The sequence below is a fragment of the Croceitalea sp. MTPC5 genome (assembly GCF_036985505.1).
Taxonomy (GTDB): domain Bacteria; phylum Bacteroidota; class Bacteroidia; order Flavobacteriales; family Flavobacteriaceae; genus Croceitalea.
In genome coordinates this window covers 562,574-576,472 of sequence record NZ_BTGQ01000002.1, presented here as the reverse complement: position 1 = coordinate 576,472, position 13,899 = coordinate 562,574, and the positions used below count along the sequence as shown (strand labels likewise).

13 protein-coding genes are annotated in these 13,899 nt (G+C 40.2%); 2 read left to right on the top strand and 11 right to left on the bottom strand.

All coding sequences use genetic code 11. The features are described 5' to 3' along the window. Positions 1-31: 31 nt before the first annotated feature. The 3 genes from AACM45_RS07660 to AACM45_RS07650 all read right to left on the bottom strand — a co-directional run bounded on the left by AACM45_RS07660 (position 32) and on the right by AACM45_RS07650 (position 3,622). Positions 32-2,005 (bottom strand): serine hydrolase, encoded by a 1,974-nt coding sequence (locus tag AACM45_RS07660; protein ID WP_339141815.1) that lies wholly within the window; start codon positions 2,003-2,005, stop codon positions 32-34. Between the two features lie 176 nt (positions 2,006-2,181). Next, entirely contained in the window at positions 2,182-2,439 is a 258-nt protein-coding gene (locus tag AACM45_RS07655; RefSeq protein ID WP_339141814.1) for a glutaredoxin family protein, read from the bottom strand. Next, positions 2,432-3,622: a cation:proton antiporter gene (locus AACM45_RS07650; RefSeq protein WP_339141813.1), complete on the bottom strand. Its 1,191-nt coding sequence runs from the start codon at positions 3,620-3,622 to the stop codon at positions 2,432-2,434. The genes AACM45_RS07655 and AACM45_RS07650 overlap by 8 nt, the downstream gene beginning before the upstream one ends. Positions 3,623-3,795: 173 nt before the next feature. Here AACM45_RS07650 and AACM45_RS07645 point away from each other — a divergent pair, with 173 nt between their 5' ends. Together AACM45_RS07645 and AACM45_RS07640 are read left to right on the top strand one after the other, a co-directional pair. Further along, on the top strand, positions 3,796-5,199 hold the full coding sequence (locus AACM45_RS07645; RefSeq protein WP_339141812.1) for a sensor histidine kinase: 1,404 nt from the start codon (positions 3,796-3,798) through the stop codon (positions 5,197-5,199). Then, positions 5,196-6,857 carry an FAD-dependent oxidoreductase gene (locus AACM45_RS07640; RefSeq protein ID WP_339141811.1) on the top strand — a complete coding sequence of 554 codons (1,662 nt, stop codon included), beginning with the start codon at positions 5,196-5,198 and terminating at the stop codon, positions 6,855-6,857. The genes AACM45_RS07645 and AACM45_RS07640 overlap by 4 nt, the downstream gene beginning before the upstream one ends. Positions 6,858-6,954: 97 nt before the next feature. On the opposite strand, the gene AACM45_RS07635 is transcribed toward AACM45_RS07640, so the two are convergent. The 8 genes from AACM45_RS07635 to AACM45_RS07600 all read right to left on the bottom strand — a co-directional run bounded on the left by AACM45_RS07635 (position 6,955) and on the right by AACM45_RS07600 (position 13,731). Further along, entirely contained in the window at positions 6,955-7,632 is a 678-nt protein-coding gene (locus tag AACM45_RS07635) for an SDR family NAD(P)-dependent oxidoreductase (RefSeq protein WP_339141810.1), read from the bottom strand. 90 nt (positions 7,633-7,722) lie between these two features. After that, positions 7,723-8,613: a helix-turn-helix domain-containing protein gene (locus AACM45_RS07630; protein ID WP_339141809.1), complete on the bottom strand. Its 891-nt coding sequence runs from the start codon at positions 8,611-8,613 to the stop codon at positions 7,723-7,725. Positions 8,614-8,767: 154 nt separating this feature from the next. Then, positions 8,768-9,025: a hypothetical protein gene (locus AACM45_RS07625; protein WP_339141808.1), complete on the bottom strand. Its 258-nt coding sequence runs from the start codon at positions 9,023-9,025 to the stop codon at positions 8,768-8,770. A gap of 134 nt (positions 9,026-9,159) precedes the next feature. Further along, entirely contained in the window at positions 9,160-10,491 is a 1,332-nt protein-coding gene (locus AACM45_RS07620) for an MFS transporter (protein WP_339141807.1), read from the bottom strand. A 79-nt stretch (positions 10,492-10,570) separates the two neighbouring features. Next, positions 10,571-10,795 carry a hypothetical protein gene (locus tag AACM45_RS07615; protein WP_339141805.1) on the bottom strand — a complete coding sequence of 75 codons (225 nt, stop codon included), beginning with the start codon at positions 10,793-10,795 and terminating at the stop codon, positions 10,571-10,573. A 64-nt stretch (positions 10,796-10,859) separates the two neighbouring features. After that, positions 10,860-11,765 (bottom strand): helix-turn-helix domain-containing protein, encoded by a 906-nt coding sequence (locus AACM45_RS07610; protein WP_339141803.1) that lies wholly within the window; start codon positions 11,763-11,765, stop codon positions 10,860-10,862. Positions 11,766-11,826: 61 nt separating this feature from the next. Further along, a complete protein-coding gene (locus AACM45_RS07605) occupies positions 11,827-12,807 on the bottom strand; it encodes an acrylyl-CoA reductase family protein (protein WP_339141801.1) in 981 nt (326 codons plus the stop codon). 18 nt (positions 12,808-12,825) lie between these two features. Then, the gene (locus AACM45_RS07600) at positions 12,826-13,731 is read right to left on the bottom strand and encodes an NmrA family NAD(P)-binding protein (RefSeq protein ID WP_339141800.1); all 906 of its coding nucleotides are present in this window, start codon (positions 13,729-13,731) and stop codon (positions 12,826-12,828) included. Positions 13,732-13,899 lie beyond the last annotated feature (168 nt).

Below are 13,899 nucleotides of genomic sequence, written 5' to 3'. Positions count from 1 at the left end.
TCAAGTTTTTCAAACCCGAATTCCCCTTCGGCTATTCAACCGCATTTAGTAGATACTTCGGGATCATCTCGTTTGGTGGGGTGCTCTTGCCATAAATTAGGTAAGAATTATAATTACCCCCGGTGAAAACCGTAACCATATCCAGTTCTGGCCAAACGCTTATTTTTTGCCCTCCATTGCCTGTGGCTAAATACGAGTCAAAACGTTTTCCGTCTAGGTTATAATACTTATGCTGCCAAGCATAACCATAATCTCCATCGTCGGTATCAAAGGTTTTGTTGACCCAGCTTTCTGATAAGATCTGTTTTCCGCTCCACTTGCCCTTGTCTTTGTAAACTTTGCCCAACTTTACCAAATCCCTAGGTGTCATTGAAAGTTGACTAAAATTTGTCATGCTCTCTTGATTTGGTTCAAAAACCCACTTGTAATTCGTTATCCCCAACGGGCTAAAAAGATTTTTCTTGGCAAAATCCTCAATTTTTTCGTTGGTTACTTTTTCTACCAAGCTGCCTATGGTCAATGCACAACCGGTACAATACGAAGATGCCGTGCCAGGTTCGGTCACCGTTGGCAAATCTAGCGTGTGTTTTACCCAATCATTACTCGCCATCATCAATGCCTCATTCCCCTTGCTTTCAGGGTTGTTGTTATCGCAATCAAGACCATGGCGGTACCTTAGGAAATCTGCAATGGTTATTGCTTTTTTCCTATCATCCATATTCAAGATATCAGGATAGCTTGATTCGAAGAAGGGTAAAAGTTTTTCTTGTTCACTTTTGATGAATCCTTGATCAATGGCGATGCCCATGATGCCACCGATAATCGGTTTTGTTGCCGACCGTAATTGGTGAGGGGTATCCTTATCATAACCATAAAAATATTCTTCAAGCACCAGTTTGTCGTTCTTATAGATTAAGATACTGTGAACGTCAGGATAGCTGCCATCAATCGTCTTTTTAACCATTTCGATGATCTCATCGGGATTTTCAAACGCATCTGCCAAGGCACCTGTTTCCAATCCATCATTCAGTGCTACCGGTATTTGGTAAGCATAGCTTTCAGCTTTGTTGAACAATTCTTTTCTTGGCAATAGTTCAGGTCTTTCATATTCCCTGGTAATCAGGTCAAAGGTTTGGCCACTTGACTTATAACCGATGATTCTCTTGTTCTTATCCCTTTGAAACACCACAGGGCTATTTTGTATATTGACAAAACTGTCTAGATGGATTTGTTTTAAAGGATATTTTGCTTTGTCAATGACGGCATACAGGGTGGTATCTAGTTTAGAGGCGACAATGGCCAAAGAGGTGTTGTTGCTATATTCATATTTTCCCTCGTATTCAGCAAGTTTTTCAAATTCATTACCTTCCTTATTTGAGGTACACCCAAAAAAGACAATGAACATGGAAATCATAAAAAGGAATTTCTTGTTTTTGGGTCTATTTTTTGGATTTTTTAGAAAAGGAATCGCGAGGGGGTAGTAACAGTTTTTCGTGTACACGGTTTTAAAAATGTTATAAGTGATAACTAGAAAATTAAATGGAAAAATAAGGATAAAAAACAAAAATCCCCAACCTTGAATGAAGAGCAAGGCGATGAAAGCGAGCACATACAATATGGTCATACTCAACTGAAAATTGATGACTTTGATACCATGAATGTCATAAATAAGATCGTCCTCTTTTTTATGAAGCCAAAGAAAAAGCGGAAATAATATGGAGAATGGAAATAGGAAACCTAGCAAAGGGGAAACATGTATAAAAAACAACCATTTTTTTTGAAGGTTTTCGTGCTCAGGTATTTTAGTGGACAATAGCGCATTGGCTGGTACCCCCAAAGATTCAGCAAGCAGCTTTATGGTTTCGATTTGCGGGCTTACTTCATCTTTCTCTATGCGTTGAATCGTTCTTATAGCAACGCCAGATGCTGCTGCCAGACTATTTTGGGTATGGCCTTTTAATTTTCTGAGATGAACCAATTGCATCCCAAGGGATTGTTTTTCCATAGATTATAGACTGCCCAAATATATGTATTCTAACTTGTGTTGATGACGTCATAAGCATGCCATCTTTCCGCCATTATCGTATTTGCAAAGGGTTTTTGCCAAAAAAAAATAGGGTATCCCCAAGCCCATGTCAAACTTTGCCTATGGAATCTTTAAAAGGGGCTAACGGCATAAGGTCAGGTCATCAAATCATGCTCCTCTAAAAATTTATCCAATTCTTTGATGGACGGATTTTTCAAAAAATGTTCCCCATACGTAACGGTGGGGAATTTCAATTGACCATCATAAAGTGCACGGACGGTTTTATCTGCTTCCGGTTGGGTCTCGACATTATAATCTTCAAATTCCATCCAAATGGACTGTAGGTAATTTCGAAGGTTGGCAGATTTGGTACACCAGTTGGTACCATACAATTTTAGCTTTTTTTCAGACATGGCCCTTAGTTCGTGTTAGTTTGGCAAAGGTGGGTTGTATTTTTTCGGCCTTGGCAACGATAAACGGGGTTACCGACATCAACAAAATGGATACGGCCAAGAAGATTTGATAATTGTTTTTGCTTATAAGTTCGTATTCTAATCCACTTTGCGCCAATACGAAAGAGAATTCCCCAATTTGCGCAATGGAAAACCCAACGGCCAGAGCGGTCTTCCAATCCAGTTTCATCACTTTTACGGCCAAAATTCCTGCTATGGCCTTTACAATCAATGCAAAGAAGAACCAGAAAACGATCCACCCGAAATCGGTCATGAAAATTTGATAATCAAGCAACATCCCCATCGAGATAAAAAAGAAACTCATAAAGACATAGCGAAATGGAAGAAAACATGATATGGCCATGCGGTTGTATTCTGTTTCTGCAATGATCAAGCCTGCAATAAATGCCCCCAAGGCCAAAGAGAGCCCCAGTTTCTCAGTGAGTAGGGCGACGCCGGTGACTATGAAGACGGTAGCTATCAAAAAAACCTCTTGACTTTGAATTTTCATTACGGTCTTCAAGAAAAACGGAATGATAAAGCGAGCCAGTAAATACGCAATTCCGCCCATCAAGATCAATTTGCCCAATAGCCAAAGCAAAGCCTCAGCGGTACTGGTTTCCCCCGCACCTGCAAGTATCGGGGTAAACAACATCAACGGAACGATCATGATATCTTGAAAAAGTAAAATGGCCAAAATAAACTTTCCGTGTGGGGTGGTGATCTTGTTGGTGTCTTGCATCACCTTCACCACAATCGCCGTGCTGCTCAATGCATAGAGAAACCCCCAAAAAATACTCTCCTCTAATGAGGGTCGCATCAACACCCATATCAGCGAGGCGGTAAGCACGATGGTAAAGAAAACCTGTGAAGCTCCGCCGATTAAAACATAGTTCTTGATTCGTTTGAGATTGCTGAATGAAAATTCCAATCCCACCGTAAAGAGTAAAAGTATTATTCCGATTTCAGCGTATACATCAACCTCTTCCATATCGGCAAAATACCTGCTGGTATTCGGGCTTAACAATACCCCCGTTATCAGATAGCCGATAATATACCTGATTTTAAGAAACTTGCATATTACGATTACTGCCGTGGCCACACCAAAAATGGCGAACAGGTTGAAAAGTACATGATGTTGCATAAGTTGATTTTTGGTGTTGTCAATTTACAACTATTCCTTGGTCTGAAAAATCGATTTCCCCTTTGAAAAGATGATGGGATCCTTTGTTGTTTCTAGGCTGCTTTTTTAGCTGAAGTTCGTTATCTTTCAGGGAACAAAATTGGCTACATGCCGCTATATTACAAGATACGAATATGACCTACGAACTTACCGATTTCCCCCAATTGCAAAAGGTGCCAAAAGAACAATTGGATTGGTTGAGGGAAAATTTGGAGATTGAAGAGCTTGCAACAGGTAGCTATCTGTTCGAGTTGGGCAGTTCCATTGATAATTTACTACTTATTTTTGAGGGTGATTTCGAGCTTTATTTTCAAAGGAACAATAGTCGTAAGGCGTTTGGAAGACTTAGAAAATACGACATATCGGGTTTGTTGCCTTATTCCAGGGCTAAAAATGCCAGTGGTTTTGCCATTGCCATTAAGCCCGCCGTGGTCGGCAAATTGCACCGCGATAAACTTCAGGTCTTGATAGGTAAGTTCTATGAATTGACTGAGGTTTTGGTGCATGAAATGAACAATCGTATTCGCAATATCACCCAGATTGAGGTGCAAAATGAAAAGCTCATTGCCTTAGGGAAGCTTTCGGCAGGCTTGGCGCATGAACTTAACAATCCGGCCTCTGCGATGGTACGAAGTGCTTCTTTGTTACAGCAACATTTAAAGGGATTGCCCGAAGATTTCAAAAAAGTGATTAAAATTAGGGCCGACGCAGCTGCTATTGACAAAATAAATGATTTTATGTATCGAAAGCTCGAAGAGAAACCCTCAGGGCTTTCCATGCTCGAAAAAAACAATCTAGAAGATGATCTATACGATTGGTTCACGGATTGTAGCCTTGAAGACAAGTACGACTTGGTTCCCCTTCTGGTCGAGTACCAATTCAATACCGATGATTTATTATATGTGAAATCATTTCTTCGTGAAGAGGATTTTAATCCCGTTTTAAAATGGATCGTTCAGAACATGACGACCCATAAAACGGTTACCGACATCAAAGAGGCGTCTTCAAGAATAGAGACCCTGGTAAAATCGGTAAAGACCTATTCTTACATGGACCAAAGCCTGGATTTTCAAATGTTGGACATTCATACGGGCATACAAAGCACCATTAACGTATTGGACCATAAGATATCAAAAGTCGGACATAAGATTACCGTACAGTTTGATGGTAACGTGCCAAAAATCCATGGGCTTCCCGGAGAACTGAACCAAGTTTGGACCAACTTGATTGATAACGCGATTCATGCGCTACCGGACAAAGGCGGAGAAATCTCAGTTCAGACCAAAGCCTCGGGGAATTTTGTTTATGTATACGTGAAGGATAACGGCTCTGGTATAGCAGAAGAACATCTAAACCATATTTTCGAACCTTTTTTTACGACAAAGGAGATTGGGGAAGGTACCGGGTTGGGGCTTGATGTTGCCATGAAGATCATCAAACAACACAATGGACAGCTTAAGGTAAAATCGAAACCAGGGGAAACGATATTTGAGGTATGCCTGCCCAAAAATCATAATATAGAACAAGAAAACACGTGAAAAAGCCAATCATAATTGCCGTAGATGATGATCCACAAGTTTTGGCCGCCATACGGGGGGATCTGCGTTCTAGATATCGAAACGATTATAGGATCATGGCCACAACTTCGGCCCATGAGGCACTTGAAGCCATTCAAGAGCTCAAGAATAAAGGAGGGGAAGTAGCGTTGTTGCTTTCAGATCAACGCATGCCCGACATGTTGGGGGTAGATTTTTTAGAGAAGGCACTGAGCAGCTATCCCCAAGCAAAAAGGGTATTGCTTACCGCTTATTCTGATACCGATGCTGCCATCAAGGCAATCAATGAGGTGCAATTGGATTATTATTTGCTCAAACCATGGAATCCCCCAGAAGAAAAGTTATATCCGGTAATCGATGACGTTTTACAAGATTGGCTTGCCCATTATTCCCCTCCCTTTTCAGGGTTACGCGTGGTAGGATATCCATTTTCTAGAAATACGCATATCATCAAGGATTTTTTGTCAGGAAACATGTTTCCCTATCAATTTTTAAATATAGAGAATGAGGATGTCGCGAAGGAATTAGTCTCAACCAATAAGCTTGAATCAAAAGACTTGCCTTCGGTTTTTTTTGAGGATGGAAGTGTCTTGAAAAACCCTGACCTTACTGAAATTGCACAGAAATTAGGATTGCACGTCAACGCCCAAGAAGCCTTGTATGATGTTATCATTATTGGGGCCGGCCCTGCCGGATTGGCCGCTGCGGTCTATGGGGGCAGTGAAGGCCTGAAAACCTTACTAATCGACCGAAAAGCTCCGGGTGGACAGGCAGGTACCAGTTCGCGCATCGAGAATTACTTAGGGTTTCCAAAAGGGCTAAGCGGATCCGATCTTGCCCGAAGGGCCATTACACAGGCCACGAGGTTCGGTATTGAATTTCTGTCCCCGCTAGAGGTTAGTAAAATTGAAGTGCAAGATTCTTATAAGATCGTCACCCTTTCAAACGGAGACCAGGTAAAGGGCAAAGCTGTGGTCATCGCAACGGGCGTTGCTTATCGAAAGTTGTCGAACAAGGGCATGGATGCCCTAACGGGAGCAGGCGTGTACTATGGCGCGGCGACTACTGAGGCCCATACCTGTAAGGATGGCAACGTATTTGTGGTAGGCGGGGGCAATAGTGCGGGGCAGGGGGCCATGTATCTATCAAAATATGCCAAAAAAGTCAGTATTGTGATACGTAGGGATTCTTTAGAAAGTACGATGAGTTCTTATTTGATCGATCAAATAAATAATACCGATAATATAGAATTGGTAGCCAATTCTGAGATTATTGAGGCAATCGGTGAATCTAGACTTGAACAAGTGGTACTGCGCAACAATACCTTAAAATCAGAAGAGCTACTTGATGCACGGGCAATATTCATCTTTATTGGGGCACGCCCCTACACAGATTGGACAGGAAGTGATTTTTTAAAGGATCAAAAAGGGTTTTTGGTAACCGGTAGGGATGTGCTGGATAGTACATCTACCGAAGCGCAATGGAAACAAAACAAGCCCCCATATCTTTTAGAGACCAGTGTGCCGGGTATTTTTGCGGCCGGTGATGTTCGAAGTGGTGCTATGAATAGGGTAGCCTCGGCAGTGGGAGAGGGTTCAATGTCAATCAGCATGGTACATAAATACTTGAACGAGAATTAGACCGCATGGTAAAGAGTGCTTTTTAGATATAAACCTAGAGGGGATTTATTTTTTTGTGCCGTGAAATGGGTGCTTTTAAAAAGGTATTTTACTCATTTCAAATCGTTTCAAAATGTGTCTGGGTTTCCAATAGTTCAAGAAGTTCATGCTCGACCTCGCTACATAATTTGACACTGTTGTGGGTACAGTTTTTCAGGCGTATAGGGTCAAAACTCGAAATGGTTATGTTGGTACCCTCAAATTCCTTTGATAATAAAAGGGTCAACATTTCCAAAGCTGCCTTTGCAGTGGAGTAGGCCGTCATTTTATAGTTCGAATAACAAAAATCCTCATTACCCATCTTACTTAGATTTCCCAGTCCGCTGGTACTATTGATAATTCGCGAAGAATGGCCTTTCCGTAATAAAGGATACAATTTTTGGGTTAGTTGCAATACCGAAAAGAAATTCCGATCATATAGTTTCCTTACCTGGGTGATATCCAATTCGGTCAACTTCTGGCCGAACCCATTCGCTATTTCCGCATTATTGATAAGTACATCAAGTTTTCCGTATACCGTTTTAATGTAAGCGTACAATTGGGTAATGCCGCTGGTGGTGGTGACATCCATTTCCAATAATCGCATCCCTTTCAAGTCTTTCGTTCTTAAATCGTTATATGCCATTGTTTGGGCTGCAATGATTACCTCATATTCTTTTTCCCTTAAGATGCCTGCAAGCCTATAGGCCAGCCCATTTTCAGCTTCTGTCACTAAAGCTATTTTTCTATCGTCCATAGTACGTCTTTTGAATTACAATACAAAGTTCTGGCCAATAGCCATGAAAAAATAACCAGTTTTTAATAGGTAATGACCTAAATATGGGTATTACAATGCTTGTCTGAATTTGTTCGGGGTAGTTCCGCTAAACTTTTTAAAGAAGCGTGTGAAATGGGTGGGTTCTTGAAAGTTAAGTTGAAATCCTATTTGGGCAATATCCAAGTCGGTAAAGGTCAGCATCGTTTTACTTTCCAAGAAAATACGCTCTTGTATGATATTCTTGGCTGTTTTGCCCGTGATTTGCTTTACTGTGGTTGTAAGGTAATTGGGGGTGACATTTAGTTGCTCGGCATAATCACTGACATTTTTGGAATCGGCGTAAATCCTATCCACCAATTGCTGAAATTGTTGGGTTAAAATCTGGCCTCTGGATAAGTGGCTTTCGGTAGTTTTAAATCGCTCAAAAACCGCTTTACAATTATATAGTAATGAAACCAGCATGCCCTCTAACATGCGTTCTTGATATGGGTGTGGATTTTCAAAAACGGACAGCATCCGGGCCATATCAAATTCCAAGGACTTTTGTTCTTCTTCCGTCATTAAGAACACACTGTTTTCGGTAAGTTTTAGAAAAGGAAACTCTTCGGTCAAATTGGCTATCGAATGGGCGATGAATTCTTTTCGAAATTGAATATGATAGCCGGCAGTCTCTGAACTGCGTACCCAAGAAAATATTTGTCCTGGCACCACAAACCAAAGGGGTAGTTTTTCCAACTTAACGGCATTGGTATTCAAATTGATTTCGCTTCCGGTGGTATTGCTAAGAATACCTATTTGATAGAATCCTTGGCGATATGGGGGCATACATCTTCTTGTCGTAGGTTCAAGTGATTCAAGGGTGAAAATGTCAAACCCAGGTATATGACTACGATGGTCAAAGCCCGTAGCTTCGTGAATATCGTTACTTGTTTCGAATACCGGTATTTCTTTTTTCGACATATCACAAAGTTATTTTTTTGACCATTATCACCAAAATACGATAGGTCTATTTATTGCTGAAAATAGTATTTCAGTGTAGTACGTAATATCCCTGGATTGACAAGGCGTTTCCTTGCCCAAGCATGGTTTGGTCAGGGGCACCGATAACAGCTTTTTAATATATCATGACCAGTTTATAGGTAACGAATAGGAGCAAGGTCGAAAATGTCATGTATCCGGCGAGGATCAAGTATGCTTGGGTCCATTCGTTTTTTACAACACGTCGGTATTTTGCTTTGACGCCGTTGTAAGAACGTTTCAATACGTTCAGAATGTAAGCTGTTGTTTTTCGCGTCTCTTTTAAAAAGACCAGCTCTTCCAAAATGATATACAATAGTGAAGGTCTGTCTAATTGATGGCATCCATTTTTCATTATTTCCTTGGTTTTAAATTCATTACAAATTTAAAACCGTGTTGAAGCCTTTGGTTAACCAAAACCCAAGGCATAATGACCATAATCTAATTAAAATTGCCATTGTTGGCGATTGGATATAAATAGGACAGGTGTTAAGCTGGTTGCAGTGCTTCACCTCTGGTATGTCTATGTCTATGTACCAACATCAAAAGTGTTATAATCACAAAGATACATGCCCCTAGAATAAAGACCGACGTAGTTATGCTTTCAAAGAGTGTACCCCCGATTACCAAACCTAACATACTTGCGATGCTACCCATCGATGTTCCGTAGCCCTGTATGGCTCCTTGTGCTTTTTTGGTGCCGGCGGCAGATAAAAGCGCTAAGAAACTGGGCCACATCAATCCATTGCCCAAAGACAATAAGGTATTGGCAATATATAGAACGGTGGTGTTCTTCATTGCCAATAAAAAGAAACTTGAGGCTAGAAAAAAAGAACCTATCAGCACTAAGGAATTACTCGATATTTTTTTTGCGAGCCTACTCAGTAAAGGCCCCTGTACTAGAATCATAATAAAGCTGGAATAGGCCAGAAAGATGCCTAGATCTATGGCAGACCATTCTAGAATACCATTGGCGTAAATAGGAAGACCAGCGTAAAAAAGGCTAAAGCCAAAAAAGGTCAAAAAATAGATACCGTACAACAAGGGTACCCCCTTTATTTTCAGAACACGTTTCCAACCCGTACTACTTTCAGGTTCTAGCGCTTCGCTACCCTCGGTAAAACAGTCTTTATGCTCAATCTGAAAAAAGCGCCGTACATTTTTAATGGATATGCCACCCGTATCAACGATACAAGGTACGCTTTCTTCAAGCCTAAAATTGATCACGAAAATCGCGGTCAAAGAAATTAGGGCAGCTAGAATCAATGGAAGTATCTCACCTAAAAATGAACTTGCCAAAAGACCTGCAAAGGCCGGACCAATTACAAAACCTAAACTTGTAGAAGAACCCATCAGTCCGAAATTACGATTTCGGTCCTCGTCCGTGGATATATCTGACATATAAGCATTCGCAACGGAAATATTACCCCCTGTAAACCCGTCAAAAATGCGTGCTAGAAATATAATGATTAGCGGTAGGGTCATCATATAGCTCCCTGTAAGTTCCGTATTTTGTTGCCAAAGTTGGGTTTTAGGCAATGCAAAAGCCAAAAGGAATAGAAGCCAGGCAATAAAGGTACCTACTTGCGAGATTATCAATACCTTCTTTCTTCCGATCTTATCGGATAGGCGACCTAGGATCGGGGCGCCTATAAATTGAAAGAAAGGATAGGTAGCACCTAGGATACCATAAATAAAACCATTTCCCCCAAAATCGGTTACTATAAAAATCAATATTGGAATCACTAGGCTATACCCGAGGATTCCAATAAAGTTTACCAAGAGGATTGGAAATATTTTAGATGTAAAAAATTTAAACAAGCCAATTGGTTTTAGACCTTACCAAGGTAATTAAAAAACGTTGATCCCTATCCCTGAAAAATCACTGTTTGGTTACTTTTTAAACCGAAAGCCCTTTGTTCAAAATGGAATGGGTACGTACACCATTAAGATTACTGGAACAAGGGTCAATAGAAAAGTTCTGGGTAGTATTGGTCAATGGTTCAAATATTCCCCAAATACTATTAATATTAGGGTTATGTGAGGATAGATTGCTATCTAGACTATCAAAGCTGATTTTAGCTTTTTCATAGCATCTTGTTTGAAGCGCTGATCTTATGATCATACCATAAATATACTTTTATCACGAATAAAGGCCGGGACAAAACATGAGCGACAACAAATCTTTTTTAAGTATTCCTAAACTGAACGGGTGTTTTACCCGTTTTTTTCTTTACAAAACGCACAAAATGGGTAGGGTTGTCAAAATGAAGGTCATAAGCAATCTCACTTACGGTTTTGGAAGTTTGTCTCAATAGGGATTTGGCTTCGAGTAGTCGTCGATTATGAATGGTCTGTAATGCGGTTTTTCCAGTTAGATTTTTAACCACATAATTAAGGTGCGTAGGATGTATCGCCATTGTATTGGCAAATTCCTTAACGGATTTCAAAACATCTTCTTTACTTGTACCGTATTGTTCTTCTATCAACTCATTGAATTGATTCAAGATACGCGTATCAGAATCCTCGGTAACGCTACTCGTTCCTATCTTTTGCTTATAAAGGTTCAGTGATTCCAACAATACGATATTGAGGTATGACCGGAAGATATCATTCTTATTGGCCAAATCTTGTTCAGACAGTTGAATGATATTTTCACAAGTATTCTTTAAATGATCCGTTTCTTCTGGGGTGATCTTGATACCCATTGAGGCATTCTGTGTAAAGAATGGGAAATCAGAATGCAGTTTGTTCTTTTTATGGACAACGGAATAAAAATCTGAAGTGAAATAGAGGATAAAGCCTGAAAGAGGTTTGATACTCTCCCAAGACTGTATATGACCTTCTCCTGAAAAGAAAAGCGTATTGCTCTCCAAATGCTTTTCTTCAGAATTATTTTTCATATCGATTTCTCCACCCAAAATCACCATTATCTTAAAAAACCGTTTCCGGTAAGGTGGCATTACTTGGGGGATATTCACTGCCGAATCTTCCAACCTACCTATGGAAAAACCGTCGAATACCTTGCATTCAAAGTTTATAAAGTCATAGTAATCCTCAATTTTTGAGAACGTGTATATATCATCGATTTTCACCGTATACTGCTAATTTTTAGTAGTACGGTAAGATATGGATTTATATACGAAAAAGAAAGCTTTAAACGCGTACTACGATTCTTCCGGTATTATTTCCATTCAGCATATTCTGGGCCAATTGGGGAACTTTCTCAATGGGTTCGATCCTAAGGGATTTCCCTAAGGTCTCAAAATCCACCAACTCAAAAAGTCGTTTCCATGCGCGTTCGCGTTTCCCCTTTTCCGTGTAGACAGAATTGATTCCGATTAGCTTAACACCCCGCATCACAAAGGGTGCTAAAGATATATCAAGGTCTAAACCGGTCACTATTCCTGTTGAGATACCAACGCCTTCATATTGCAATTGCTTAATGGCCCTGGATAATGTATTACCACCTATGGAATCTATAAAACCTGCATAGTTTTCATCTTCTAAATTTTCTTTAGTTTCAGTTTTGAAAACATCACGGTCAATAACTTCAGACGCTCCGATAGATTTCAAGTATTCCGCTGAAGAATCCAACTTTCCTGTACTGGCGACTACTTCATAGCCTAATTGATGTAATAATTGAATGCTTAAAGAGCCTACGCCACCCGTGGCACCAGTAACTAGTACTTTTCCATCGTCTGGTATAAGTCCGTTGGTTTCTAATTCAGTGATAGCCAACATTGCCGTAAGTCCGACGGTTCCGAGACCCATTACCTGAATATCCGTTACCGAATCGGGTACTTTAATCAACCAATCCCCATTGGAAACCGCTTTTTCCGCCAATCCGCCAAAGCGATTGTAGCCCACACCGTAGCTGGTGTGTAACACACGCTCACCCACATCGAATTTTTCGTTTGAACTCCTAATCACTGTGCCCACGAAATCAATACCTGGAATATGGGGAAAAGATTCCACCATATTCCATATATTGAACATTGTTGCAGCATCGGAATAATTCAAGGCTGAATAATTGACCCTTACTAAGACATCTCCTTTGGGAAGTGCCGATTCGTCGATAGTTTTAAATTTTGGTACCGCTTTATCTTTTTCCTTTTCAATTACAATCGCTTCCATACTACTTTTCTTTTGTGATTATGCCAATACGGCTTGATTCCCTATTCTATGCTTGTTTTTTTGAATAAAATCTTTCCAACTGGTAGGTTTACGACCAGTGATGTATTCGAAATTGTCAAAGGTTTCTCCCGTAGCAAGCACACCAGAAGCATTCAAGGCAAATTGGTCGGATACACACTTCATATAGGCGTCCGCATATACGGAATCTTTGGTGCCTTGATAGGTCATATCCCTAAACTCATCTGGGTGGTGTTCCACCACTTCAAAATCTTGTTGGGTAGCTTCAGCCATCAAACTTGAAATTTCAGTTATCGTTTTTCCATCATAACCAAGTGGGATGGTTTCATTAAGGTATTTTTCAGGATGGATAAACAGTTGTGCTATGACTTCTGCAATATCGTCCGTATCAACCCACGTCCAATTGGCATTCCCTATAAAATCGTGAAGGGTATTTTCTTGAAGCCAGCCAAAGTTGAAGATATTCTGCATAAAGGATTCCGGCTGTAAATGGGTATAGTCAAACCCTAATTTTTCGATATAGGCTTCAATAAATTGATGCCAGCCCCAGTGTGCTATTTCATTGGTATTGGTGCCCGATGCACCTATGTGGACAATATGCTTCACACCTTCTTCTTTTGCAATATCCAAAAAGCGTTTGCTTTGCCGCATCATATCCGCAGTATAACTAGTCATTAATAGGGTACTGTCCATTCCTTTTAAAGCGGGTCTTATGGAATCATTGTCTTCGAGGTCTAAGTACACGCCTTTTACATTGGCACCACGAAGTGTTTTTAGTTTTTCTTTATTTCTTGACGTTCCAAAAAGGTTTAACGCTTTATTCCCGTTAAGTAGTTCTATAACCTTGTTACCTACTTGACCTGTGGCTCCTACGATGAGGATGTTTTTTTTATTTAGATTTTTCATGGGTGATGTCTTTTTAATTAGTACACTACAAATGTATCCCTGATATTAGTGTATTCCATAACCATTTTACAAGGCGAAATGACCATTTTTAAGTAATTACCCAATATGAAATAGTGATGCCGTTTTTAATATGATTCTGGGATATACTATCAACTTTATATCATTTAC